26 protein-coding genes are annotated in these 23,335 nt (G+C 70.2%); 10 read left to right on the forward strand and 16 right to left on the reverse strand.

The window, feature by feature from the left end; translation table 11 throughout:
- Window positions 1–2 precede the first annotated feature (2 nt).
- Window positions 3–875: a dTDP-4-dehydrorhamnose reductase gene (gene rfbD / locus AORI_RS45960; RefSeq protein WP_043848571.1), complete on the forward strand. Its 873-nt coding sequence runs from the start codon at window positions 3–5 to the stop codon at window positions 873–875.
- Window positions 876–933: 58 nt separating this feature from the next.
- Here rfbD and AORI_RS45965 read toward each other — a convergent pair whose 3' ends face one another.
- From AORI_RS45965 to AORI_RS45975, 3 genes are read right to left on the reverse strand one after another with little or no spacing between them, the layout of a single operon-like run.
- Entirely contained in the window at window positions 934–2,022 is a 1,089-nt protein-coding gene (locus AORI_RS45965) for a glycosyltransferase family 4 protein (RefSeq protein ID WP_016331393.1), read from the reverse strand.
- Window positions 2,015–4,528, reverse strand: coding sequence for a glycosyltransferase (locus AORI_RS45970; RefSeq protein WP_016331394.1), 2,514 nt, complete (start codon window positions 4,526–4,528; stop codon window positions 2,015–2,017). Before AORI_RS45970 ends, AORI_RS45965 begins: the two co-directional genes overlap by 8 nt.
- Before the next feature lie 32 nt (window positions 4,529–4,560).
- The gene (locus tag AORI_RS45975; RefSeq protein WP_016331395.1) at window positions 4,561–5,472 is read right to left on the reverse strand and encodes a glycosyltransferase family 2 protein; all 912 of its coding nucleotides are present in this window, start codon (window positions 5,470–5,472) and stop codon (window positions 4,561–4,563) included.
- 19 nt (window positions 5,473–5,491) lie between these two features.
- Here AORI_RS45975 and AORI_RS45980 point away from each other — a divergent pair, with 19 nt between their 5' ends.
- The gene (locus AORI_RS45980; protein ID WP_016331396.1) at window positions 5,492–6,547 is read left to right on the forward strand and encodes a glycosyltransferase family 4 protein; all 1,056 of its coding nucleotides are present in this window, start codon (window positions 5,492–5,494) and stop codon (window positions 6,545–6,547) included.
- Between the two features lie 70 nt (window positions 6,548–6,617).
- Entirely contained in the window at window positions 6,618–7,754 is a 1,137-nt protein-coding gene (locus tag AORI_RS45985) for a glycosyltransferase family 4 protein (RefSeq protein WP_016331397.1), read from the forward strand.
- A 126-nt stretch (window positions 7,755–7,880) separates the two neighbouring features.
- Here AORI_RS45985 and AORI_RS45990 read toward each other — a convergent pair whose 3' ends face one another.
- Window positions 7,881–8,414 (reverse strand): hypothetical protein, encoded by a 534-nt coding sequence (locus AORI_RS45990; RefSeq protein ID WP_016331398.1) that lies wholly within the window; start codon window positions 8,412–8,414, stop codon window positions 7,881–7,883.
- A 128-nt stretch (window positions 8,415–8,542) separates the two neighbouring features.
- On the opposite strand from AORI_RS45990, the gene AORI_RS45995 reads away from it, so the two are divergent.
- Together AORI_RS45995 and AORI_RS46000 are read left to right on the forward strand one after the other, a co-directional pair.
- Window positions 8,543–9,406 (forward strand): glycosyltransferase family 2 protein, encoded by an 864-nt coding sequence (locus AORI_RS45995; protein ID WP_016331399.1) that lies wholly within the window; start codon window positions 8,543–8,545, stop codon window positions 9,404–9,406.
- Window positions 9,407–9,464: 58 nt separating this feature from the next.
- On the forward strand, window positions 9,465–10,505 hold the full coding sequence (locus AORI_RS46000; protein WP_016331400.1) for a serine hydrolase domain-containing protein: 1,041 nt from the start codon (window positions 9,465–9,467) through the stop codon (window positions 10,503–10,505).
- An 81-nt stretch (window positions 10,506–10,586) separates the two neighbouring features.
- Here the strand turns inward: AORI_RS46000 and AORI_RS46005 are convergent, their stop codons facing one another.
- Window positions 10,587–11,024 carry a hypothetical protein gene (locus AORI_RS46005; protein ID WP_016331401.1) on the reverse strand — a complete coding sequence of 146 codons (438 nt, stop codon included), beginning with the start codon at window positions 11,022–11,024 and terminating at the stop codon, window positions 10,587–10,589.
- A 188-nt stretch (window positions 11,025–11,212) separates the two neighbouring features.
- Window positions 11,213–11,665 carry an HldE family cytidylyltransferase gene (locus AORI_RS46010; protein WP_016331402.1) on the reverse strand — a complete coding sequence of 151 codons (453 nt, stop codon included), beginning with the start codon at window positions 11,663–11,665 and terminating at the stop codon, window positions 11,213–11,215.
- Between the two features lie 74 nt (window positions 11,666–11,739).
- Here AORI_RS46010 and AORI_RS46015 point away from each other — a divergent pair, with 74 nt between their 5' ends.
- On the forward strand, window positions 11,740–12,636 hold the full coding sequence (locus tag AORI_RS46015) for a DNA-3-methyladenine glycosylase family protein (protein ID WP_016331403.1): 897 nt from the start codon (window positions 11,740–11,742) through the stop codon (window positions 12,634–12,636).
- A 1-nt stretch (window position 12,637) separates the two neighbouring features.
- Here AORI_RS46015 and AORI_RS46020 read toward each other — a convergent pair whose 3' ends face one another.
- The 8 genes from AORI_RS46020 to AORI_RS46055 form a co-directional block, all read right to left on the reverse strand.
- Window positions 12,638–12,826 carry a hypothetical protein gene (locus tag AORI_RS46020; protein ID WP_016331404.1) on the reverse strand — a complete coding sequence of 63 codons (189 nt, stop codon included), beginning with the start codon at window positions 12,824–12,826 and terminating at the stop codon, window positions 12,638–12,640.
- 54 nt (window positions 12,827–12,880) lie between these two features.
- On the reverse strand, window positions 12,881–13,282 hold the full coding sequence (locus AORI_RS46025; RefSeq protein ID WP_016331405.1) for a GntR family transcriptional regulator: 402 nt from the start codon (window positions 13,280–13,282) through the stop codon (window positions 12,881–12,883).
- A gap of 33 nt (window positions 13,283–13,315) precedes the next feature.
- A complete protein-coding gene (locus tag AORI_RS46030; protein ID WP_043847909.1) occupies window positions 13,316–14,098 on the reverse strand; it encodes a hypothetical protein in 783 nt (260 codons plus the stop codon).
- A gap of 74 nt (window positions 14,099–14,172) precedes the next feature.
- The gene (locus AORI_RS46035; RefSeq protein ID WP_228688301.1) at window positions 14,173–14,835 is read right to left on the reverse strand and encodes a hypothetical protein; all 663 of its coding nucleotides are present in this window, start codon (window positions 14,833–14,835) and stop codon (window positions 14,173–14,175) included.
- A gap of 30 nt (window positions 14,836–14,865) precedes the next feature.
- The gene (locus tag AORI_RS46040; RefSeq protein ID WP_016331408.1) at window positions 14,866–15,411 is read right to left on the reverse strand and encodes an NUDIX hydrolase; all 546 of its coding nucleotides are present in this window, start codon (window positions 15,409–15,411) and stop codon (window positions 14,866–14,868) included.
- Window positions 15,408–16,745: a coenzyme F420-0:L-glutamate ligase gene (locus AORI_RS46045; protein ID WP_043848573.1), complete on the reverse strand. Its 1,338-nt coding sequence runs from the start codon at window positions 16,743–16,745 to the stop codon at window positions 15,408–15,410. Before AORI_RS46045 ends, AORI_RS46040 begins: the two co-directional genes overlap by 4 nt.
- On the reverse strand, window positions 16,738–17,736 hold the full coding sequence (gene cofD / locus AORI_RS46050) for a 2-phospho-L-lactate transferase (protein WP_016331410.1): 999 nt from the start codon (window positions 17,734–17,736) through the stop codon (window positions 16,738–16,740). Before cofD ends, AORI_RS46045 begins: the two co-directional genes overlap by 8 nt.
- Window positions 17,733–18,467: a GNAT family N-acetyltransferase gene (locus AORI_RS46055; protein WP_016331411.1), complete on the reverse strand. Its 735-nt coding sequence runs from the start codon at window positions 18,465–18,467 to the stop codon at window positions 17,733–17,735. Before AORI_RS46055 ends, cofD begins: the two co-directional genes overlap by 4 nt.
- Window positions 18,468–18,520: 53 nt before the next feature.
- Here AORI_RS46055 and AORI_RS46060 point away from each other — a divergent pair, with 53 nt between their 5' ends.
- The 3 genes from AORI_RS46060 to dapC all read left to right on the forward strand — a co-directional run bounded on the left by AORI_RS46060 (window position 18,521) and on the right by dapC (window position 20,231).
- Window positions 18,521–18,712 (forward strand): hypothetical protein, encoded by a 192-nt coding sequence (locus AORI_RS46060; RefSeq protein ID WP_016331412.1) that lies wholly within the window; start codon window positions 18,521–18,523, stop codon window positions 18,710–18,712.
- Window positions 18,713–18,822: 110 nt separating this feature from the next.
- Window positions 18,823–19,143: a ferredoxin gene (gene fdxA, locus AORI_RS46065; RefSeq protein ID WP_016331413.1), complete on the forward strand. Its 321-nt coding sequence runs from the start codon at window positions 18,823–18,825 to the stop codon at window positions 19,141–19,143.
- Complete coding sequence (dapC, locus tag AORI_RS46070; RefSeq protein ID WP_016331414.1) at window positions 19,140–20,231, forward strand: succinyldiaminopimelate transaminase; 1,092 nt, start codon at window positions 19,140–19,142, stop codon at window positions 20,229–20,231. The genes fdxA and dapC overlap by 4 nt, the downstream gene beginning before the upstream one ends.
- A 1-nt stretch (window position 20,232) precedes the next feature.
- On the opposite strand, the gene AORI_RS46075 is transcribed toward dapC, so the two are convergent.
- Window positions 20,233–20,841 (reverse strand): TetR/AcrR family transcriptional regulator, encoded by a 609-nt coding sequence (locus tag AORI_RS46075; RefSeq protein ID WP_016331415.1) that lies wholly within the window; start codon window positions 20,839–20,841, stop codon window positions 20,233–20,235.
- 81 nt (window positions 20,842–20,922) lie between these two features.
- On the opposite strand from AORI_RS46075, the gene AORI_RS46080 reads away from it, so the two are divergent.
- The gene (locus tag AORI_RS46080) at window positions 20,923–22,326 is read left to right on the forward strand and encodes an FAD-dependent monooxygenase (protein WP_016331416.1); all 1,404 of its coding nucleotides are present in this window, start codon (window positions 20,923–20,925) and stop codon (window positions 22,324–22,326) included.
- Here the strand turns inward: AORI_RS46080 and AORI_RS46085 are convergent.
- Entirely contained in the window at window positions 22,302–23,270 is a 969-nt protein-coding gene (locus AORI_RS46085) for a CHAD domain-containing protein (protein ID WP_016331417.1), read from the reverse strand. The two genes, AORI_RS46080 and AORI_RS46085, sit on opposite strands and share 25 nt — an antisense overlap.
- Window positions 23,271–23,335: the final 65 nt, after the last annotated feature.

The following is a 23,335-nucleotide window of genomic DNA, read 5'->3' on the forward strand; positions in this document are numbered from 1 at the left end:
AGGTGCTGAGCATTCTCGTACCGGGCGGATCCGGTCAGCTCGGGCAGGACCTCGCGGCGCTGGCCCCGCAGGCCGCGGCACCGTCGTCTTCGGACCTGAACGTGCGCGACACCGGCCAGGTCGTCGCCGCGGTGACCGAGCTGGCGGACCGGGCGCGGGCGACGGGGACGTCGCCGGTGGTGATCAACGCGGCGGCCTACACCGCGGTGGACGCGGCGGAAACCGACGAGGAGCGGGCGTTCGCGGTGAACGCCGACGGCCCCCGGGTGCTCGCCGCGGCGTGCTCGTCGCGCGGGGTGCCGCTCATCCACGTGTCCACGGACTACGTCTTCGCCGGTGACGCGACTTCGCCGTACGAGCCCGGCGATCTGCTGGGCCCGCTGAACGCCTACGGCCGGACGAAGGCGGCAGGCGAGGACGCGCTGCTCGGGTCCGGCGCCCGGTCCTGGATCGTGCGGACGTCCTGGGTGTACGGCAAGACCGGGTCGAACTTCGTGAAGACCATGGCGCGCCTGGAGAAGGAGCGCGAGGAACTGTCCGTAGTGGACGATCAGACCGGTTCGCCGACCTGGTCGCGCGACCTCGCCGCCGGGCTGCTGGAGCTGGCGGGCCGGATCGCCGCGGGCGAAGGGCCTTCGCAGCGGGTGCTGCACTGCACGGGTGGCGGGTCGACGACGTGGTGCGGGTTCGCGAAGGCGATCTTCACGGAGCTCGGCGCGGATCCGGCTCGCGTGAAGCCTTGTACGACGGCGGAATTCCCGCGTCCGGCGGCGCGTCCGGCGTATGGCGTGCTGTCGAACGCTTCCTGGCGCGAGGCGGGGCTCACGCCGCTCCGGGACTGGTCCGACGCGCTGAAGGCCTACTTCGCTTCCTGACCCCGCCCGCATTTCGTCCTCTGAATGCGGGCGCATGCAGAGGACGAAATGCGGGAGGTCAGTGTTTCGTGCTCGCCTGGCGGTACGCGGCGACGGTGAGTTCGGCGCACGCGCGCCAGGTGAAGTTCGCGACGTGGGCGCGGCGCGCGGCCGAAGTGGCGACGGCGTGCGGGTCGCTGACGGCCATCCGCAGCGCCTCCACGAGCCCGTCGACGTCCTCGTAGGGCACCAGGCTCGCGCAGTTGCCCGCGACCTCACGCAGCGCCGGGATGTCCGTGCACACCACGGGAACGTCCGACGCCAGCGCTTCCAGCACCGGAAGCCCGAAGCCCTCGTCGCGTGACGGCAGCACCAGCGCGCTGGCCCCGGCGACGACCCGCCGGAGGTTCACGTCGGACAGGTAGCCGACGTGCCGCGACCGCGAGCCCACCGAGAACGAACCGGGGCCGACGAACACCAGATCCGGCAGATCCGGCGCGGCCTCGTGGGCCTGCTGGAGCCAGTGCAGGCCCTTCCGGGGCCCGGGGGCGCCGGCGAAGAGCAGGTACTTGTCCGGGAGGCCGAGTTCCTTGCGGCGTTCGGGATCCGGCGGGCGCGCGGTGAACCACGCCGGGTTCACGCCGAGCGGGGTGACGATGATCTTGCCGCGGTCCACGTCGAGCCGTTCGGCGACCTGGTCGGCGACGGCGTTGGTGGGCGTGCAGATCGCGTCGGCGAGCCGGGCACCGCGCCGGACCAGCCGCGGCAGCTCGTGATCGCTCGGCGCGAGCTCTTCGGGAGCGTCCAAAAAGGCCAGATCGTGGATGGTCACCACACCCGCCGCGCGGAACCGGCCGGGCAGCACGAAGTTGGTGCCGTGTACGACGTCCGTCGGCCCGGCGAACAGCTCCACCGGCGGCAGCTGCGAACGCAGCCACGCCTTCCGCAGCAGTCGTGCGGCCACCGGCATGCCACGGGCCCGGACGCCGTGCGGGAGCACGTGCCGCAGCCGTCGCCAGCCGCGCAACGTGAACGCGACCGCGCGAGTGTCCACTTCGGACATCGAGGCGAGCTCTTCGGACAGGGCGACGGTGTACCGGCCGATACCCGTCCTGGCACCGAGCAGCGGGGTCCCGTCGAGCAGGACGCGCAAGGGGCGGTCAGCCACGGCCGAGCCTCTGCTTGGCGACCTTGACCACCCGGCCGCCGACGCGCCGCACGAGTTCCTTCGGCCCGCCGTCGGCGAGATACTCGCGGATCAGGTCGACGTCGCGGCGCAGCATTTCCTTGCCCCGCACCGGTGCGGTGACCACGAGGTCTTCCGAACCGGGCAGCCGGTCGGCGGCGGGCCGCGGGTTCCGGCAGAACTCCACCAACGGTTTCAGCGCCTCGGGCCAGGCGTAGCGCTGGGCGACGGCGGCCATCCGCTCGACGCAGCCGGCGGCGAACTCCTCGTCGTACAAAGCCTTTTCCAGCGCGTCGGCCAGCGCGTCCACGTCCTCGGCCGGGACGACGACGCCGAGCCGTTCCTTGCGGACCAGGTCGGCGAACGAGTCGCCGTCGGTGGTGACGATCGGCAGCCCGGCCCACAGGTAGTCCAGCACCCGCGTGCGGAACGCGAACGTCGTCTCGACGTGCTCGTAATGCGTGGTGACACCGCAGTTCGCGTCGAGCAGCCAGTTCTGGCGTTCCTCGTACGGCACCCACTGCTGGTTGAAGAACACGTGCTTGCCGGTGAGGCCGAGCGTGTCCGAGAGCAGCATCGTGCGCGCGCCGATGTCCATCTCGGTGACCTCGGGGTTGGGATGTTTCATCCCGAGGAACACCAGGCGGACGTCACCGCGGCGCTGCCGCAGCCGTTCGATCGCCCGGACCAGGGTCAACGGGTCGAACCAGCTGTAGACCCCGCCCGCCCACAGCACGACGTGATCGGTCTCGCCGATACCGTCCAAAGTGGACCGGAGGCCGGGGCCGGTGCGGACCGGTGCCTGCGGCGACAGGCCGAACGGGACGATCGACAGCAGCGACTGGGTGGTCGGGTCGGCGTCGTACAGCCGCGGCGAGAGCCTGCCCATCGCGGCGAGATGGCCCAGCCAGAAGTGGCGCTGACGCTCCGACGCGCACAGGAAGAAGTCCCCGCGCTCCAGTTGCGCGTCGAGGACCTTGGTGACCCCGATGAGGTCCAGTGCCCGTTTGTCGTCGGGCACGCCCTTGCCCTGTTCGAGCAGCTCCAGATGCATCGGGTCGTACAGGTCCGCGACCACGATCTTGTGCGCGTACTGCTTCTTGAGCGAAGGCGCGAGCTCCAGCACGTGCCCCTGCAGGATGATGATGTCGGCCCACGCGATCGGTGTCTCCAGATCGCGCCTGGTCGCCGCGCTGACCCGGAACGGCGCGGGCGGCGGGTCGGCGAGGGGGTTGATCGTCACCAGGTGGACGTCGTGCTCGGTGGCCAGCGTGGCGGCCATGTTCCAGGCGCGGATGGCCGGGCCCGCCATCCGCTCGGTGATCGCGTCGCCGGTGATCACCAGCACCTTGCGGCGCTGCCCGAAGAGCGCGTCGATGCCGAACGTCTCGACCAGGACGTCATGCGCGGCGAGATAGCGCGGCAGCGGATACGCGGGCTCCAAGGCCTTGCGCAGCAGGGGAAGCAGATCGGCGTCGGTGCGGACGCGGGCGGCCTGTTCGGTGGCGCGCGCCTCGGCGAGCGACGGCAGGAGTTCGACGAACTGGTCGATCGCCAACACCCCGGCCAACGTCGTCCTCGGCACCTCGACCGGGCCGGTTTCGGCCGGGCCGGCCCCCTTGGCGAGATCGAACCGGGTGGCGTCGAGGTCTCCGCGCGCCGTCGCCCGGCGGACGGCCAGTGCCAGCGCGGCGGGCAGCGCACGCGAGAGAGTCTCGTCGGAGAGGTTCTTGTAGAGCGCCGCCAAAGCGTTGCGCTCCAGCAAGAACGTCTCACGCCCGGAATCCGGAGCGTCCACTGTGGACATCGTGGCGTGGTGCTTGTGGTAGGTCAGCGACTCCGGCACGTAGCGCACGCGCCAGCCGCGCAGGTTCAGCCGCCAGCCGAGGTCGACGTCCTCGTAGAACATGAAGAACCGCTCGTCGAAGCCGCCGAGCTCGGCGAACACCCCGGCGCGGACGAACATCGCCGAACCGGTCGCGAACAGGACGTCCTTGGCGATCTCGTGTTCGGCGGCGGGGACGTCGGCCAGCGGGCTGCCGGCGTGGCGTTTGTAGCCCATGCCGAACCAGGTGAGGCCCGCGTCGACGAAGTCGGTGCCGGTGCCGTCCCAGTCGAGGACCTTGCTGGCCACCGCGGCGACGGCCGGCTGTGCGCGCAGTTCGGCGACGGCCGCGCCGACCCATCCCGGCGCCGGGCGTGCGTCGTTGTTGAGGAAGGCGAGGACGGTGCCGGTGGCGTGCCGCGCGCCGAGGTTGCAGCCGCCCGCGAAGCCGGAGTTCACCGGGGATTCGACGAGCTTGACGCCCGGTGCGGCGGCCTTGATCTCGGCCACGTCGGTGCCGCCGGAGGCGTTGTCGACGCAGATGACCTCGAGGTTCGGGTAATCGTGTTCAGCGAGTGCGCGCAGGCAGGTGACGGTGTCGGCGGCCCCCCGGTAGTTCACGACGATCACCGAGACGACCGGTTGCGTTTCCCCCTGCGCCAAAGCCGTACTCCCTGCACTCGATTGGACCAAGCTTAAAGCCCGGCCCATGCGTCCCAGACCGCGCCTCGGCCCAGTGTCGCCCGTCGCCCGACGGCCCGCCGCTCGACCAGCGTGCGCGGCAGGCGGGCGGCGACGGCGCCCAGGACGCGGCACCGGAGACTCAGACGGAAGTTCGGTGCGGCCGGTTTCCCTCGGAGGGGCAGGACCAGGGTGAGCACGGCGAACTTCACCAGCTGGCGGATCGCCACCGCGCGCGGAGCGCACCGCAGGAGGGTGAGGAGGCGGTTGCGTTCATTCCACAGGTGGAACCGGACCGAACCCGGCCGGGTGCTCGCGCCGTGCTGATGGGTGACGTCGGCTTCGGCGCTGACGACGTCCCAGCCCGCCAGCCGCAGCCGCCACGCGGTGTCGGTGTCCTCGTAGTAGCAGAAGTAGGAGGCGGGGACGCCGCCGACGGAACGGAGCGCCTCGACGTCGAGCACGGCCGCGCCCCCGCAGAAGCCGAAGATCTCGCCGGCGGGTTCCGGCAGGTCGGCGCCGTGGCCGTCGGCGGTCAGGCGGACGCCGGTGGACTGGACGGTCCCGTCGGCGAGGGTCAGCCGGGCGCTCACGGCAGCGGCGAGTGGCGCCTTCGCGAGCGTGTCTTCGCAGGTCGCGAGCCAGTCCGCGGCCGGCGCGGCGTCGTCGTTCAGCCAGGCCATCAGCGGAGTGTCCACTTTGTCCAGTGCGGCGGCCATGGCGCCCGCGTAGCCGGCGTTGTGCCGCAGGCGGAGCACTTCGGGCTTCGAAGGATGGGCGGCGAGCAGGGCGGCCGTTCCGTCGTCGGAGGCGTTGTCGACGACCAGGGTCCGGTGCGCGCGGGACTGCGCGGCGAGGGCGTCGAGGCAGGCGGTGATATGCGCGGCGCCGCGCCAGGTGACCACGACGACGGTGGTGCTGGTCATGGTGGAGAGAATAGAGACCATGCCCGAACTGGTCGTGCTCGCCGAGCAGCTGCTGGCGCCGGTCCCCGGCGGCACCGGCCGCTACACCGGTGAGCTGCTGCGCGCGCTCGCCGAGACGGCGCCCGCGGGCTGGACGGTGTCGAGCGTCGTCGCGCGGCACGCCGACATCGAAGCCGCGGTCGTCGAGGGGGTCGCGGGGCCGCGCGTGCTGCCGATCCCGCCCCGGGGGCTGATCGCGGCTTGGCAGCTGGGCCTGCCGTGGTGGCCGGGCGGCGACGCGGTCCACGCGCCGACCCCGCTCGCGCCCGCCCGGGTGCCGAAGGGGCGGACGCTGTCGGTCGCGGTGCACGACACCGTGCCGTGGACGCATCCCGAGACGCTGACCCCGCGTGGCGTCGCGTGGCACAAGGCGGTGATCGCGCGGGCCGCGTCGCGGGCGACGGCGCTGACCGTGCCCACGCAAGCGATTGCGGACGAGCTCGCCGGGCTGGTGCCGGTTTCGGTGCCGGTGCGCGTGATCCCGCACGGGGTGCGGCCGCCCGCCGGATTCGCCGAGGTCGCGCTGCCGGAGCGGTACGTGCTCGCGATCGGGACGATCGAGCCGCGCAAGGGCATCGACGTGCTGATCGACGCCGTCGGGCGGCTCGGCGTCCCGCTGGTGCTGGCCGGTCAGCCGGGCTGGGGCGGTATCGACCCGCCGGCTCTGGCGCGCGAGCACGGCGCCGACGTCCGGGTGCTGGGGAAGGTGAGCGACGCGGAGCTGGCGTTCGTGCTGCGGGGCGCGTCGGTGCTGGCGATGCCGAGCCGGGCGGAGGGGTTCGGGCTGCCGCTGATCGAGGCGATGGCGGCCGGGGTGCCGGTGGTGCATTCGGATGCCCCTGCCCTGGTCGAAGTGGCCGGAGGAGCGGGCGTCGCCGTCCCTGTCGGCGACGCGCAAGCGCTTGCGGACGCCCTTCGCGACGTCTTCAACCATCCGGAGCGTGCGGCGGCCCTGCGTGACAGTGGTCTCAGTCGTTCGAGTGAGTTCACCTGGCAACGAGCCGCTTCCGCGGTGTGGAGCCTCCACCTGCGCTAGCAGTTTGTCGGTTCCCCACCGCGGACCCGGTGCACGGCCGTACCCTCCTAGGGTGACCGATGACCCTCGCGTGCTTATCGACGCGACTGCCGTTCCCGCGGACCGGGGTGGCGTCGGTCGTTACGTGGATTCGCTGGTCGCGGCGCTGGACGAGGACGGCGCGCGGATCACCGTCGTCTGCCAGCCGCGGGACGCGGTGCTGTACGACCGGCTCGCGCCCGGCGCGCGGATCGTGCCCACCTCGCCGTCGACATCGACCAGGACGGCCAGGCTGACCTGGGAACAGGCGACCCTGCCCCGGCTGGTCCGCCGGCTCGCCGCCGATGTCGTCCATTCACCGCACTACACGATGCCGCTGGCCAGCCCGGCCGCTTCGGTGGTGACGCTGCACGACGCGACCTTCTTCACCGACGCGGTCCTGCACTCTTCGGTGAAGGCGCGCTTCTTCCGCGCCTGGACCTCGACGGCGCTTCGCCGCGCGACGCTGTGCGTCGTACCGAGCATCGCGACGGCGGCCGAGCTGGAACGCGTCGGCCAGGTCCGCACAGCCGAGCTGGAAATCATCCACCACGGCGTCGAACCGGATCGGTTCCACCCGCCCTCGCCCGCGGAGATCGAGGCCGCGCGCAAGGCCGTCGGACTCGGGAAGACGCCGTACGTCGCCTTCCTCGGCGCGCTGGAACCGCGCAAGAACGTGCCCGCGCTGATCCGCGGCTTCGCGCACGCCGTGATCGGCAGGCCGAACCCGCCTGCCCTGGTGCTGGCCGGGCAGCCGGGCTGGGATTCGCAGGTCGAACGCGCGCTGGACGCCGTGCCGCACCGGCTGCGGGTGATCCGGGCCGGGTATCTGCCGTTCGACACGCTCGCCGGTTTCCTCGGTGGCTCCGAGCTGGTCGCCTATCCGAGCCTCGGCGAGGGCTTCGGGCTGCCGGTGCTGGAGGCGATGGCGTGCGGCGCGAGCGTGCTCACGACGCGACGGCTTTCGCTGCCGGAGGTCGGCGGGGACGCGGTCGCCTACTGCGGTGTCGGCGCCGGAGACGTCGCCGCGGCCATCTCGGAGCTGCTCGACGCACCGGCCCGCCGGGCCGAGCTGGCTGAAGCGGCGCTTCGGCGGGCGAAGGAGTTCTCGTGGGCGACGACCGCGGAGCGGCATCGTGAGGCTTACGCGAAGGCTTGGTATCGGCACTCGCAGCGACGGGCGAGCTGAGGTCCCGCTTCCGCCAGAGGAGCCGTTCGGGGCGTGTGGGGTATACTTGAGGTGCGAGGCCCCGGTGGGGCCGAGTATGAAGGCCCGTGACGCGTCCGGACGGTCGTCTCGCGGGCTTTTCGCTGTTCAAGGTTCGATGATCGCATCGATGAGCCGGGCTGCTTTCCGGCGCCAGTGACCGCCCGCGCCGAAACACCATCCCACCGCGTCGGAAATCCACAGCAGTGGTTCGGCGGTCGAGTTCAGATGCTCGTAGGTGAGCTCGGTCTTGGAGGGCCGGTAGCCGAGAGCTTGCTGCAATGTCCTGCGATCGTGGACATCGCGATGGTCGCGCGAGTCGAGAACCAACCGGTGCGCGTTCTTGGCGAGCAGATCGGCGACAGCATGTTCAAGGCATTTCTGCCGGGTCTCTTCCTCTGTTTTCCCGGTACACGAGCCCAGATACAAGATCGTCGTGACTTCCAAGGCGGCTATGCGGTCGATCAGTTGCCTGCGACGGGGTTCCTTTTCCTTCTTGAAATGCAGTTCCCGCGCACCAGGCAGAAGCAGTGCGGTCAGTTCTCGCCGCGACGGCGCGAGCTGGGCCGGCGGCACCAGCGTCATGCACAGGAGGTACCGCTGGTCTCGCACCGACTCGTCGATGAAGGCGTGCACGGGCATCGGTCCATTCTGCCTGCCGCTGATTGCGGAAAGCAGTCGGGTGCACACGCTCCGTTGCGGCCGTGCAACCCCCGTCGCCGAGGTGGGTGGGCCGAAGTCGCGTTCGGTGACGGGTGGACAATGGCCGCGTGACTGAGCACCCCAGCTACGGCGACGGGATCGCCGTCGTGACCGTGACGTACTTCCCCGGCGAGACCCTCGAGAAGTTCCTCGACACCCTCGAGAAGGCGACGGACCGGGACGTCCAGGTCGTCGTCGCCGACAACGCCTCCACGGACGGCGCGCCGGAGAAGGCCGCCCGCCGGGACAACGTCAAGCTGCTCAGCATCGGCGAGAACGTCGGTTACGGCACGGCCGCCAACCGGGGCGTCGCGGAGCTCGACGACAGCTACGGCTGGGTCGTCGTGGTGAACCCGGACCTCGAATGGGAGCCCGGTTCGCTCGACGCGTTGCTCGAGGTGGCCGAGCGCTGGCCGCGCGGTGGCGCCTTCGGCCCGCTCATCCACGATCTCGACGGCACCGTGTACCCGTCGGCCCGGCTGCTGCCGTCGTTCGGCCGCGGGATCGGGCACGCGGTGTTCGGCAAGATCTGGCCGGGCAATCCGTGGACGCGGCAGTACCGGCAGGAGACCGGCACCCCGGTCGAGCGCACGGCGGGCTGGCTTTCCGGGTCATGTCAGCTGTTCCGTCGCGAGGCCTTCGACTCGGTCGACGGATTCGACACGCGCTATTTCATGTACTTCGAGGACGTCGACCTCGGCGACCGGCTGGCCCGCGCCGGCTGGCTGAACGTGTACGCGCCTTCGTCCAGCGTCATGCACATCGGCGGGCACTCGACTTCGCAGGCTTCGGCGAAGATGCTGCGTGCGCACCACGACAGCGCGTACCGCTACCTCGCGGACCGTCACCGCGGTCTCCTGTGGAAGCCGGTCATGCTCGCGGTGAAGGCCGGGCTCGCGCTGCGCCTCAAGCTCGAAACGCGCCGGAAGTAGCCGTTCCGGCCACCGGAATTCACGCGACCGGGCTCCCTGTCGTCGTTACCGTCGGTGCATGGACTTCGCCGCACTGGACGCCTGGCTGACGGAACGCGCCGGGGAGGACCGCTTCTCCGGGACCGTGCTGATCCGGCGGGGCGATGAGACGCTGTTCGAACATGGCTACGGCCTGGCCAGCCGCCGCTGGTCGGTGCCGAACGCGCCGGACGTCCGGTACGACACCGCGTCGATCACCAAGGTCATCACCTCGATCGCCGCAGTGCGGTTGGCCGACGAGGGACGGTTGGACCTCGATCGCCCGATCGGCGAGATCATCGACCTCGACGGCACGGTGATCTCGCCCGGGGCGACGACGCGGCATCTGCTCACGCACACGTCCGGGATCGCCGACGACGCGGACGAGGAAGCGGGCGAGAGTTACGAGGCGTTGTGGGTCGACAAGCCGGTGTACTCGGTGGTCGAGACGCGTGACCATCTGCCCAATTTCGCTTACCGGACACCGAATTTCGCGCCCGGTGAGGGCTGCCGGTACTGCAATTCGGGGTATGTCCTCGCGGGGCTGGTGATCGAGGAGATCACCGGGAGGCCGTATCGCGACCACGTCCGGGAGACCGTGCTCGACCGCGCGGGGATGACCGATTCGGGGTTCTTCGACCGGCGTGATCCGCAGCCGAGGGTCGCCGAAGGCTGGGATCCGATCCTCGACGGCGAGCGGATCACCGGCTGGAAGCAGAACATCTTCAGCTACCCGCCGATCGGTTCACCCGACGGAGGGGCGTACTGCACCGTCGGCGACCTCGTCCGGCTTCTGCGCGCGATCCGCGAGGAGCGGCTCTTGAGTCCTGAGCGCACGAAGGAGTTCCTCACCCCGCAGGTGCTCCACGGCAGCGGCGTTTGGTACGGCTTCGGCCTCGAATTCGTGTTGGAGCCGGACGGTTCGGTGCGGCACTACTACAAGGACGGCGGGAACGTCGGCGTCTGCTCGCTCATGCGGCACTATCCGGCCGAAGGGCTGGATGTCGCGATGCTGTCCAACGCCACGTACGGCGGGGGAGCGGCGATCAAGGAGATCGATCGGGTGATCCGCGCTTTCTGAGGCGGGTCCCTATGTCATGAAAGGGTCGTTCAGGACAAAAGATGTCCTGAACGACCCTTTCATGACATGTGCGTGGAGGGGCTAGATGCCGTCCAGCCGGCGCGAGAGGTTCGAACGCCCCGAGGGGTTCTGCTTCACCGTCGGCACCAAGCCGCCGACCTCGTTCTCGACGGTCTCCTGCTCCGGCTGCTCGATCAGCGGGCTCTGCACCGGCGCGGCGGGCGGCCGCCGGGTGAGCGGGGTCGTCGCCTGCGGCAGCGGTCTGGTCTGCTGCGGGGTGCCGGGACGCCGGGGGTACGGCTGCGGCTGGGTCGAGCCCTCGCCCCGCACCGCCGGCAGATCCAGCCGTGTCGTCGGTTCGGGCCCCGCGAGCGGGTGGTCGTTCTCCGCGATCAGCGAAGCCGGTAGCTGAGTGGTCGTGTCCGGGTCCGACGAACGGTCGATCTCGGCGACCACCGACCGGGGGATCTGCTGAGTGTTCGCGGAGTCCATCGGAGACGTCGCGTTGTCCGGTGTCACGACGAAGGCTCCACGCGCGCTTGCGCGTGCGAGCAAGGCGTCCGCCCGAGCACGGGGGTCCATTCCCCTAGGCCTCCCGACTGACCTGGGGCCCTCTGGGTTCAGGGCCGACTGTGTGTTGTCTAGGGTAGGCCCTAGGAGCGGCCGCCGTCAGCAGACCCGCGAACGTCTTCCGACAAATGTCGGTGTCAGGCTTCCATGTCCGAAAGGATCCGGGTGCTGGAGTCGGCCTTGTCCGTGCCGCCGATGCCGTAGATCATCGAGATGTTGTTCCGGGCCCCTGCCTCGACCTCGTCGGCCGGGAGCTCGTCGACGTTGCGCCGGTCCCCGCCGTTGCAGAACTCGAGCTCCGTGTCCGGGTACGCCGCGCGGATCAGGTCGAACGACTCGTTGATGCCCGGCCCCTGCTCGACGGCGATGTACACGTCGTCGACGATGCGCAGCGCGCGGACGATCCGAGCCCGGACGTCCTCGACCTGGATCACCCTGCCCTTCTTGAGGACCTGCTGGTGATCGTTGTTGACGATGACGATCAGGTAGCCGGACCGGGCCTGAGCGGCTTCGAACAGGTCGAGGTGGCCCTGGTGGAGCGGGTTGAAGTACCCGCTGACGATCGAGGCCTTCGCCGGTCGCTCGGTCATCGTCGGTGTCCTCCATAGGCTTACGGTTTCGGGTGGCCCGCTCACCCTAGCCGAGTGCCGGGTAGTTTCCGTGTGTGCGATTCCGTCCTGCCTTCGAGCTGGACCTGGACACGGTTCTGGGCCCGCTGAGCCGTGGGTCGCGCTCGCCCAACGTCGTCCGGACCGAGAGCGGGGTCACCTGGCTGGCCGCGAACACCGCGGACGGCGCCGGCACGCTCGCGCTGCTGCGGCGCGCGGACGGCGAGATCGAGGCGGAGGCCTGGGGCCCCGGCGCGGACAGGCTGCTCGAAGGTGTCCCTGCGATGCTCGGCGCACACGACGACGACTCCGAATTCGTCGCGCATCACGACGTCATCGCGTCGGCTCGGCGCCGGAACCCGGGGCTGCGCCTCGGCTCGACCGGCCGGGTGTGGGACGCGCTGGTGCTCGCCGTGCTGGAGCAGAAGGTGACCAGCACGGAGGCGCTGCGGTCGTGGGGTGAACTGTGCCGCTGGTTCGGCGAACCGGCGCCAGGGCCGGGACCGTCGCGGCTGCGCGTGCCGCCGACGCCCGTCGCCATCCGCTCCATTGTGGACTGGAAATGGCATCGCGCCGGGGTGGATCTGAAACGGCGGACGACGCTGATCGCGGCGGCCCGTGTCGCGCCCCGGCTGGAGAAGGCGGTGGAACTGAAGGGTGTCGAAGGCCGGGCCTGGCTGCGGAAGGTGCCCGGCATCGGCGTGTGGACGGCGGCGGAGATCGCGCAGCGCGCCTGGGGCGACCCGGACGCGGTGAGCTTCGGCGACTACAACATCCCGTCGATGGTCGGGCACGCGCTCGTCGGCACGAAACTCGACGACGTCGGGATGTCCGAAGTGCTGGCGCCGTATTCGCCGCAGCGGCAGCGCGCGGTGCGCTACCTGTCGACGGCCGGTTTCCGGCGGCCGAGGTTCGGGCCGAAGATCGAACTCCGCGACTACCGGGCGATGTGACTCAGTTGCCCCAGCCCTGCGGCGGGTAGGGCTGCTGCTGGCTCGGGTACTGCGGCTGCTGCTGCGGGTACTGCTGGTACGGCAGAGCGGGCGGCTGTGGCTTGCTGTTCGACTTCACCAGGAAGTAGATCCCGACGCCGATACCGGCCAGGATCAGGACGCCGACCACCAGCACCAGAAGGAAGACCATGCCGAGAGACTAACCCGCGGTGCGGCCACCGGCGCGGCGGCTATCGGGCCGGGCTCAGTGCGCGGGGCGTTCCTGCAGCCGCGTGCGGTAGGCGGTGACGTTCGCGGTCAGTGCGGCGTTCACGATGGCGCTCGCCTCGCCCTGGCTCAACCCCAGCTTCCGGGTGATCGCCGCGTACTCGGCGGCCGCGTTCTGCGCCAGTTTCCGGTTCTGGTCGCCCGAGTCCCCGACGAAGGTGCCCGCCCGGCCGCGGGTTTCGATCAGGCCGGCCTCTTCCAGCTCGCGGTACGCCTTGGCGACGGTGTTGGGGGCGATGCCCAGATCCTCGGCCAGTTTGCGGACCGTCGGGAGTTTCGTTCCGACGGGAAGCGTCCGGTCCGTGATCTGCGCGGCGAAGGCGGCCCGTACCTGTTCGTACGGTGGGACGGGTGAGTTCGTGTCGACGCTGACGATCACTTCGTGCTCCAGGTCTCTTGTCGGCGGGCTTGATTAGAGCACCGTGCTCGGCGGGCGCTGTGCCAGCCTGCGGATCCACGCCGCCAGTGCGCCGATGAGGACGATCGCGGCGTATCCCACGAGAAACCACCACAGCCACTCGGCGAACTCCGGAACCGCGGAGGTCATGGGGAGTCCGAGGTAGATTCCGGCGGGCACCAGGGCCAGCTGCGCGTCCTTCCGGCGGAGAGCGTCGTCCGTGCGCAGGGAACGTTCGTCGTCGGCCAGGGCGGGCTGCTCGATCACCTGACGGACGAGAACGAGCGACAGCCCCCCGAGCACGACGACGCCCGCCGCGTAGGTGAAGCCGAGCAGGCGGGTCGCGGCCGCGTCGGCGAACAGGCCGATGCCGAGCCCGATGACGATCCCGCCGATCGTGCTGAGCAGCCACAGCCCGAACGACCCTAGGCCTGCCACGTCGGGGACGCCCAGCTTCTTCCCGTGCGCGATCCGGCGCGGCAGCGACCGTGCCAGCCGCCGTTCCGCCTTGCGCACTCGCAGGAAGGTCCAGGAGACGAGCCCTGCCAGCACGACGAAGCTCACCAGAACCGCGATCATGCCCACTGATGCGGAGACCGTCGGCCAGTCGGCTTTCCGGCGCGAGTAAAGCCCCGGCGTGCCGTCCGAAGTCCGGACGAAGAACTCCTGACTCAGCAGGAACCAGGTTCCCCAGGTCGCCGCGAACAACACGACGGCCACGACGACGGTCTGCGTTTTGATCCGGCTCCGCAGCTTCATCCTGGCCAGCTGAAGCCGCTGGGATTCACTGAGTTCCATCACCACGCCACTCCCCCTTTGTGTCAGTGATCGTATCGCCATGATGACACAATCACTGACACAAAGACAAGCGACTACTGCGCGGGCGGGACCACCTGGGTCCGGTCGCCGCCGCCACCGGGCACGACCTGGGTGGCGTCACCGGTGCCACCGGACACCACCTGGGTCCGGTCGGCGTTCGCGGGCGAAACGACCTGCGTGCGGTCGGCGTTCGCGGGGGAGACCACCTGCGTGCGGTCCGCGGCCGCCTGCTGCTGCGGGGACACGACCTGGGTGCGGTCCGCATGGGCGTCGATCGGCGGCCCGGCCTGCGGAGGAGGCGGCGGGAAACCGGGCTGGGGCATGCCGGGCGCGCCGAACGGGCTGGGCGCCGGGGCGCCGGGCGGCGGCGCGAAACCCGCCGGAGCCGGAGGCGGCGGGAAGCCGGGCGCCTGGCCGAAGCCGGGCTGAGGGGGCGGCGGGAAACCGGGCTGCTGCCAGTTGCCCTGCGGCGCGGGGCCGCCGGCGGGCGGGGGCGGCGGCGGGAAGCCCGGAGCCGGGCCGCCACCACCGAAGTTCGGGTTCTGCGGGAAGGTCATCGGCGGCTTCTTCGCCTGGTTGACCTTCACGATGATCACCACGATCACGATGATGATGACGATGATCGCCAAGATCAGCAGAAACCAGCCGAAGCCGTCACCGTCACCGCTGCTGTGGACCCGGACCCGGTCCAGGTATGGCGTCAGCGTCGTCAGCATCATTCCCCCTTAAGAACGTCAGCCGACACCCTAACGGGCGGACGCCGCGGGCACGGCGGCTTCCATCAGTTCGGCGAGATCTTCCGACCCTTTCGGGAGTGAATCCACCGGCCACCAACGGAGATCGTCCGATTCGTCGCTTTGGACCGGTTGTGCTCCGCGTGGTGCGCGCACCACGAACCGCACGTCGAAATGCCGGGTCGGCACGCCGAGCGAGCAGGTGATCGGGTGGACGTCGAGATGCACCGGAGCCGGGTCGATCACGAGGTCGTCGATGCCGGATTCTTCGCGTGCCTCACGAAGGGCGGCGTCCGCGAGCGTCGCGTCGCCGGGTTCGCAATGCCCGCCGAGCTGCAACCAGCGCCCGACCCGCGGATGCAGGGTGAGGAGCACGTTCTCCGCGTCGGCGTCGAGAAGGACGGCCGACGCGGTGATGTGCCCGGCCGCGCATTCGCGGCGGCAGACGTCGTCTCGTGCGGCGAGGAAGCCGAGATAGGCCTGGCGCAGGGATTCCTGGGCCGCGTCCGCCGGTCGCCAACCGGACAATGTGGACACGACGTCGTCGTGCAGGGTCACAGTTCGAGAAGTCCTTCACCGGGTTCGACAGGGCCCCGCGCGGGCGGGAGGGCGGCGGGATGGCCGATCGCGACCGCGCCGAGCGGTTCCCAGCGCGCGTCCAAGCCGAGGACGTCGCGCACGATGCCGGCCGCGAAGATCGTCGACCCGATCCAGCACGAGCCGAGGTCTTCGGCGGCGAGCGCGACCAGCAGGCCCTGCACGGCCGCTCCGCCGGCGACGGTGAACATCGTGTGCTCACAAGCGTTCCGGCGGTCGTCGCGGTAGGTGTGCGCGCCTTCGGCGACGAGGAACGGCACCACGACCTCGGGCGCGTTGTACAGGATGTCGCCGCGGCTGAGCCGCTTCGCGACCTGCTCGGGAGTGAAGTCGTCGCCTTCGAGATCCGCCTGCCACGACGCCTTCATCGCGTCGAGAAGCTTGCGGCGCAAGCCTTCCTCGCGCAGCCACACGAACCGGACCGGCTTCGTGTGATGCGGCGCGGGTGCCGTCAGCGCGGTGCCGACCGCGCGGCGCAGCACCTCGGGATCGACCGGCTCGTCGGTGAAGGAGCGGATCGAGCGCCGCGCGAGCACGGCTTCCCGGCGGCCCTGCGCGATGGATTCGTTGGTGCCGAGGCGGAACAGATCCTCCTCGACCGGCCGGAGCAGTTTCCGGGCGGTCGAACCGTCGTCGGTGAGCTGGAGGCCGCGTACGACGGCGACCGGGGTCCCGCCGAGCTTGCCCTTCACCAGATCCGCCGCGGCGGCGAGTTCGTCGGCGATCGCCACCTCGGTGACGGCGAGTTCGTTGCCCTGGCTGTCGACCTCGCCCGCGTACGAATGCAGCACCCGCAGGCCGGACGCGCCGATCGCGGCGTCGGTCTGCCCGACCCGCCACGCCCGGCCCATCGTGTCGGTGACCACGACCGCGACCTCGACGCCGAGCCGTTCGCGCAGCCCGTTCCGCAGCGCGAGCGCGGACGCGTCCGGATCCGACGGCAGCAGCGCGACCTCACCGGCGGCCACGTTCGACGCGTCCACCCCGGACGCCGCCTGCACGATGCCGAGCTTGTTCTCGGTGATCACCGTCCGGTTGATCCGCGCGATCACGCGGACGGACTCCTCCTCGACGAGTTTGCGCCGGGCGGCGTCACGCTCCTCGGGATCGGACGGGACGCGGATCAGCATGCCCTCGGCCTTGGAGACGATCTTGCTCGTCACGACCAGGACGTCGCCTGAACGCAACCACGGGGCCGCCTCGACGATGGCGCCGGTCAGATCGTCGCCGGGCCGGAACTCCGGCAGGCCTTCGACCGGCATGATCTCGATCTTCGCCGAAGCATGGTCAGTCAACGGAAACTCCCGCCAGATCGAAGGCGGCACGCACCATGGCGGCCGTGGCGTCCACATCGGACATCAGCAGGGGCACGTCGCGGACCGCGACTCCCGGCACGTCGACGGTCTCACCCTCGGCGACCAGCCAGCCGTCGAGCACCCCGTCCGGGGATTCCTTGCGGGAGCCGTAATGCCGCCCGACGGCTTCGGCCGAGGTCTCCACGCCGATCGCGGTCAGGCACGCGTCGGCCATGCCGCGCAACGCCTTCCCGCCGATGATCGGCGAGACACCGACGACCTTGGCGCGCGTCTTCCGCAGCGCGTCGCGGATTCCCGGGACGCCGAGCGTCGTGCCCACCGAGACCACCGGATTGGACGGCGCGAACAGCACGACGTCGGCGGCCGCGATCGCGTCGAGCACGCCCGGCGCCGGCTTGGCCTCGTCGGCGCCGACGGCGATGATCGAATGCGCCTTCGGCTCGGAGCGGTAGCGCACCCACCACTCCTGGAAGTGGATCGCCTTGCGCTGGTCCGGATCTTCGGGGTCGTCGATCACGACATGCGTTTCGACGCGGTCGTCCGACATCGGCAGCAGGCGCACGCCGGGCTGCCAGCGATCGCACAGCGCCTCGGTGACCTGGGACAGCGGATAGCCCGCGCGCAGCATCCGCGAACGGATGAGATGTGTCGCGATGTCCTTGTCGCCCAAGCCGAACCAGGTCGGCTCGGCGCCATAGGCGGCGAGCTCCTCCTTGACCGTCCAGGTCTCGCCGGCGTGGCCCCAGCCGCGTTCGGTGTCGATCCCCCCGCCGAGGGTGTACATGCAGGTATCCAGGTCCGGGCAGATGCGCAGACCGTGCATCCACACGTCGTCCCCGGTGTTCACCAGCGCGGTCACCTCGTGCGGCGACTCCGGCGAGGAACCGGTCGCGGGCAGACCCAGTGCTTGCTTGACCCCCAGCAGGAAGCGGGCCCCGCCCACTCCGCCGACCAAAATGACGACCTTCACGACGGGCGATCCTCGCACGCGCCGGGTCCCGGGGCCCAGTAGCGGTACCTGTGGTGCTCCGTACAGCCCAGGCTCTCGTACAGCTTCAGCGCGCCGGAGTTCGCCATCGCGACCTGCAGGAGCATCCCGTTCGCGCCCTGACCGGCGCCCCAGGCGCCCACGGCGTTCATCAGCCCGCGGGCCAGCCCTCGCCGCCGGAACTCCGGTCGTACCTCCAAACGGGCGATGTGCAGCCACTCGCCGACGACCGCTCCGCGCACCGCGCCGGCGGTGACGCCGTCCAGCTCCACGATCCCGAAGCCGACCTTGCCGGTGCCGAGGACGTGCCGCGGCGCCTCCGGCGGGTCCGCGCTGCCCGCCGTCATCTCCCACCATCCGGACGTCGGCTCGTCGAGAATCTCCGCTCCCGCCGAGGTCCCGCGCGCCAGCGGTCCGGTGAGCAGGCGGACCTCGTGCGCGGGCCGGTGTTCCACATAGTGGACCCAGCCGGAGGCGGCGAGCTCGTCCTCGATGGACGTGTTCTGGATCACCTGAACGACCGGCGGGATGGCATGATCGTGGGCGAAGTCACAGACCCCCCGCAGGGCGTCTGGCAGCGGTTTTCCCGGGTCACCGATCGCCAGGGCGCTGTTGGCCCGGGCGGTGAACCCGTCCGCCCAGCGGAGCCGCCAGTCGCCGATCCGGCTCTCCAGCAGGGGAGTCCAAGCCTGGCTACAGGTGAGCTCGAGCATTTCCGCACTGTTCACGGTTAGATTGTGCCAAGGAAGGCAGTGGAGGGACCCCGATGAGCATCGCGCGCAAGGACGACAGGCACAACGAAGACCTGGTTCGCGAGATCTCCGACGGCTTCAACCGGGCGTTGGGCGCGGAAAAGGCCGTCGAGAAGGACGCAGCGGGAGCGAAGCCCGCCCCGCCGCAGTTCGTCATCACTGGGGACAGCAGGGCTACTCCGCCGCCGCGCCGGAAAGACCGCTGAAAGCCCATACCCGAGGTACGGATAAGGGTGGCCTAAGCGGGCCGGTCGCGCCCGTGGGCGCGTAATGTCCGTTGCAGACTGGTGAAGCAGAGATAAAGCAGGAGTACGCAGTGACCTACGTGATCGCCGAGCCCTGCGTCGACGTGCTCGACAAGGCGTGTATCGACGAGTGCCCCGTGGATTGCATCTACGAGGGTGACCGCATGCTGTACATCCACCCGGACGAATGCGTCGACTGCGGTGCCTGCGAGCCGGTCTGCCCCGTCGAGGCGATCTACTACGAGGACGACGTCCCCGACGAGTGGAACGACTACACCAAGGCCAACGTCGACTTCTTCGACGAACTCGGCTCGCCCGGTGGCGCCTCCAAGGTCGGCAAGACCAGTCACGACCCCGCCTTCATCAAGGCTCTTCCCCCGCAGGGCGAATGAGCCGGGTCGCTCTTCCCGATTTTCCCTGGGATTCCCTCGCCGAGGCCAAGGCGAAGGCCCAGGCACATCCCGGCGGCATCGTCGACCTGTCGATCGGCACGCCGGTGGACCCGGTCCCCGAGAGCATCCGCGCGGCGCTCGCGTCCGTGTCGGAGATCCCGGGGTACCCGACCACGCACGGGATCCCCGAGCTCAGGGCCGCCGCGATCGACGCGCTTTCGCGGCGGCACGGTATCGACGGGGTTCCCGAGGCCGCCGTGCTGCCGACGATCGGCTCGAAGGAACTGGTCGCTTCGCTGCCGCGGCAGCTGGGCTTCGGCCCCGGTGACCTCGTCGTCATCCCCGAGGTGGCGTACCCGACCTACGAGGTCGGCGTGCTGCTGGCGGGTGCTTCGCTGCTGCGCGCGGACAGCACGTTCGCGCTCGGTCCGCAGCGGCCTTCGATGCTGTGGCTGAACTCGCCGTCCAATCCGACCGGGCGCGTGCTCGGTGTCGATCACCTGCGCAAGGTCGTCGACTGGGCGCGGGAACGCGACGTCGTCGTGGTCTCCGACGAGTGTTATCTGGCGCTCGGCTGGGAAAGCGAGCCCGTGTCGATCCTGCACCCGGACGTGCACGGCGGCTCGCTCGACGGCCTGCTGGCCGTCCATTCGCTGTCGAAGTCCGCGAACCTCGCGAGCTACCGCGCCGGTTTCGTCACCGGCGACCCGAAGCTCGTCGCCGGTCTGCTGGAGATCCGCAAGCATTCCGGGCTGATCGTGCCGAGGCCGGTGCAGGAGGCCATGGTCGCCGCGCTGAAGGACGACGAAGCGCTTGCCGTGCAACGGGAACGCTACGCGCGCCGCCGGCTGGTGCTGCGGAAGGCGTTGCTGGACAGCGGTTTCGAGATCTCGCATTCCGAGGCGGGGCTGTACCTGTGGTCCACGCGTGGCGAATCCGCGCTCGACACGGTCGACTGGCTCGCCTCACGTGGCATCCTCGCCGCGCCGGGCACGTTCTACGGGCCGACCGGCGGGAACCATGTCCGGATCGCCTTGACGGCGACCGACGAGCGGATCGACGCGGCCGTGGAGCGGCTCGCTTCCTGATTCAGCGCACGTCGCGACCGGTGAAACCCCGGTAGACGAATCGCGTCAGCGCGTCGACGGCTTCTTCTTCGGAGATCGCCGACGGGTCGAGCAGCCACGTGTGCGCGAAACCGTTGACCAGTTCGGCCATCATCGCGAGCGTGACCCGCTCCGACGCCGGGAGTTCCATCCCCGCCGCGGTGATGTACCCGAGGTGGTCCAGGAGATCTGCCGCCTGGGCGGCGCCGAAGCGGGCATAGGTGCGCGCGAACTCGTCGCTGACCATCGCGGCCTGGCGTAGCGCGAGCATCGTCGCCGCGTTGTCGCGGTGGAAATCCCAGTACGCGCAGACGTGCCAGCGCACGGCCTGCGGGTCGGTGAAGTCGGGTATGTGCTCCGGCGAGGCCGCGTCGACGTCGCTCGCCGCCGCGAGATCTTCGAGAAGCGCTTCGAGCAGTTCTTCCTTGCTCGCGAAGTGGTTGTAGAACGACCCCGCCGCGCGTCCGGCCTCCGCCGTGATGTCGGTGATCTTGGTGTTCAGGTACCCCTTCGCCGCGAAAACGCGCTTCGCCGCCTCTTTGAGCGCGGTCTCGGTCTCCGCCGCCTTCTCCTTGCGGCTCATCGCCGTCATCAGCACCTCCTTGACACGGAAGGCTAGCAACGAGCATAGTGAATCCAGATTCACTGAATCGCAATTCACTGGAGGAGTGAGATGACCGAAGTGCTGATCGCGGGAGCCGGGCCGACCGGGCTCACGCTGGCCATCGACCTCGCGCGCCGCGGCGTCGGGGTGCGGATCGTGGAGAAGGCCGAGACGTTCTTCGAGGGCTCGCGCGGCGACGGTCTGCAACCGCGCACGCTGGAGGTCTTCGAAGACCTCGGCGTCCTGGATGCGGTGCTGGCCGCCGGGCAACCGCCCGTGGCGGTGAAGATCCATCTGGGCGGCGAGGTCGTCGGCGAGCGGTGGATGGCCGAGCTCGCCGAGCCGACGCCGGACGTCCCGTACCCGAACGGCCACTTCCTCGGCCAGTCGCGGACCGAGGGGATCCTTCGTGAGCGGCTCGCCGAATTCGGCGTCCAGGTGGAGCTCGGCACCCCGCTGCTCGGTTTCGAGCAGGACGCCGACGGGGTGACCGCCGAGCTGCCGGGCGAGCGCGTCCGGGTCGATTACCTCGTCGGCGCGGACGGGGGGAAGAGCTTCGTGCGCAAGGCGCTCGGGATCGCGTTCGAGGGCACCACCGACGAGTCGGTCCGCATGCTGCTGGGTGACGTCCAGGCCGAGGGGCTCGATCGCGCGTACGGGCATTGGTTCGCGAAGCCCGAGGATCCGATGTCGGGGATCGTGCTCACGCCGCTGCCGGGGGTGCCGCATTTCCAGTTCGGCGCGCCGCTGGGCGAGGAGGAGGTCGAGGCGTCGCTCGGCACGCTGCAGTCGCGGCTCGACGAGCTGTCCGGCGGCGGGGTCCGGCTGCACGACCTCGCCTGGTCGACGGTGTGGCGGCCCAACATCCGGCTCGCCGAGCGGTTCCGTGACGGTCGCGTGTTCCTCGCCGGCGACGCGGCGCACGTCCACCCGCCGACCGGTGGGCAAGGGCTCAACACCGGCGTCCAGGACGCGTACAACCTGGGCTGGAAGCTCGCCGAAGGCTCACCGGAGCTGCTCGACAGCTACGAGCCCGAGCGTCGCGGGGTCGCCGCGCGGGTGCTGAAGATCAGCACCGAGATCCTCGAGAAGTACAAGGAGGGCGCGGAAGACGCGCACGAACGCGGCGAGAACACGCGTCAGCTGGACATCGGCTACCGCGGTGGCCCGCTCGCGCCCGCGGCGACCGGCCGGATCCGGCCCGGCGATCGCGCCCCGGACGCGCCGTTGAAGGACGCGAACGGCAAATCCGTCCGGCTGTTCGAGCTGCTGCGCGGGCCGCAGGCGACGGTGCTGGTGTTCGGCGACGGCCCGGCGCCCGAAGGCGCGCGGCGGATCCTGCCCGCGGGCAGCGCACTGTCCGATGTGGACTTCGAGGACGTCGGCGGGCATGCCTTCGCCGCGTACGAAGCCGAGAACGGAAGGCAGGTGGAGATCCGTCCGGACGGCTATATCCGCGGGCTCACCGCGTGAGCGGCCGCGTCGACCTCCGCCCAGACGTCGCGCCAGAAGGCACGGACCTCCGCGCGGCGCAGTAGTTCCTTCTCCGCGATCCGGCCCGCGATGAACGCGACTTCCGCGTCCACGGAGGCGACCACGCCACGCATCCGATCGGCGGCGACGCAGGCGTCCTGGTGATCCCCGAGGACGGTCTGGAAGTTCTTCGTGGCCTTGATCAGCCGCTGGATCCGTTCCGCTTGTTTCTTCTTCGCCGCGGGCTTGGCCATTTCGGCGGCGTAGCGGAGTTTCTTGCCGTAGATGCGAAGCGCGTGAAGGTCGTCGTCCGGGGGATCGGCGGGGAGCACCTTCACGGCCTTCGCCAGCTTTCGATGCGGCTTCGCGAGACCGGCGACGAGATCGGCCGAGGTCTGGGGGCTTTCATCGGCTTCTTCGGTGGCGGGTTGCCGGGCGAGACGGCCGATGTCCTGCAGCATCGAGGCGTACCGGGGGCTGGCGAGCGCGCGGGTGAGCCGCCGCTTCGCGACGCCGCGCTCGGTGACGAACTTCGAGACCAGACGGCGCGCGGCGGGCTGGTCGCGCACCTCGAATTCGGCGACGACCTCGCGAAGGTGTCCGATCAGGACGTCGTAGTCGCGGACGTCGCCGAGGGACTGGCCGAGCCAGCCGAGTTCGGCGCGCACGGGTTCGGCGTCCGGGCCGACGAGGCGGCCCGAGAGCTTGAGGACGCTCCGCATGCGGCGCAGCGCGACCCGCATCTGGTGGAGGTCTTCGGGGTCGGCACCGGATTTGGTACCGGGTTCGTGCGCGAGGAGGGCGCGGATCTCGACGTCGAGTTTGACCCGGACGTGGGTGGCCGCCGGATCGTCCGGCCCCGCTTTCGCGGGACGGTCGCCGAGCCCGAGCGCGGCCGGAGTGGTCGAAGGGACGTTCTTGCGCGGCAGGGTCTCGGCTGTCACAAGATGAATTCTAAGTGAACCGGCAAGGTGGTCCAGGCCGTGAGAACAGCAAGGGACCTTTGCTA

Source organism: Amycolatopsis keratiniphila (genome assembly GCF_000400635.2).
Classification (GTDB): domain Bacteria; phylum Actinomycetota; class Actinomycetes; order Mycobacteriales; family Pseudonocardiaceae; genus Amycolatopsis; species Amycolatopsis keratiniphila.

What these genes read in the sequence shown, in the direction of transcription:
- AORI_RS45975 (WP_016331395.1), bottom strand. Translation starts at nt 5,472, where the DNA reads ATGACCAGCACCACCGTCGTCGTGGTCACCTGGCGCGGCGCCGCGCAT.
- AORI_RS45980 (WP_016331396.1), top strand. Translation starts at nt 5,492, where the DNA reads ATGCCCGAACTGGTCGTGCTCGCCGAGCAGCTGCTGGCGCCGGTCCCC.
- AORI_RS45990 (WP_016331398.1), bottom strand. Translation starts at nt 8,414, where the DNA reads ATGCCCGTGCACGCCTTCATCGACGAGTCGGTGCGAGACCAGCGGTAC.
- AORI_RS46000 (WP_016331400.1), top strand. Translation starts at nt 9,465, where the DNA reads ATGGACTTCGCCGCACTGGACGCCTGGCTGACGGAACGCGCCGGGGAG.
- AORI_RS46010 (WP_016331402.1), bottom strand. Translation starts at nt 11,665, where the DNA reads ATGACCGAGCGACCGGCGAAGGCCTCGATCGTCAGCGGGTACTTCAAC.
- AORI_RS46020 (WP_016331404.1), bottom strand. Translation starts at nt 12,826, where the DNA reads ATGGTCTTCCTTCTGGTGCTGGTGGTCGGCGTCCTGATCCTGGCCGGT.
- AORI_RS46030 (WP_043847909.1), bottom strand. Translation starts at nt 14,098, where the DNA reads ATGGAACTCAGTGAATCCCAGCGGCTTCAGCTGGCCAGGATGAAGCTG.
- AORI_RS46035 (WP_228688301.1), bottom strand. Translation starts at nt 14,835, where the DNA reads ATGCTGACGACGCTGACGCCATACCTGGACCGGGTCCGGGTCCACAGC.
- AORI_RS46055 (WP_016331411.1), bottom strand. Translation starts at nt 18,467, where the DNA reads ATGCTCGAGCTCACCTGTAGCCAGGCTTGGACTCCCCTGCTGGAGAGC.
- AORI_RS46060 (WP_016331412.1), top strand. Translation starts at nt 18,521, where the DNA reads ATGAGCATCGCGCGCAAGGACGACAGGCACAACGAAGACCTGGTTCGC.
- dapC (WP_016331414.1), top strand. Translation starts at nt 19,140, where the DNA reads ATGAGCCGGGTCGCTCTTCCCGATTTTCCCTGGGATTCCCTCGCCGAG.
- AORI_RS46075 (WP_016331415.1), bottom strand. Translation starts at nt 20,841, where the DNA reads ATGACGGCGATGAGCCGCAAGGAGAAGGCGGCGGAGACCGAGACCGCG.
- AORI_RS46080 (WP_016331416.1), top strand. Translation starts at nt 20,923, where the DNA reads ATGACCGAAGTGCTGATCGCGGGAGCCGGGCCGACCGGGCTCACGCTG.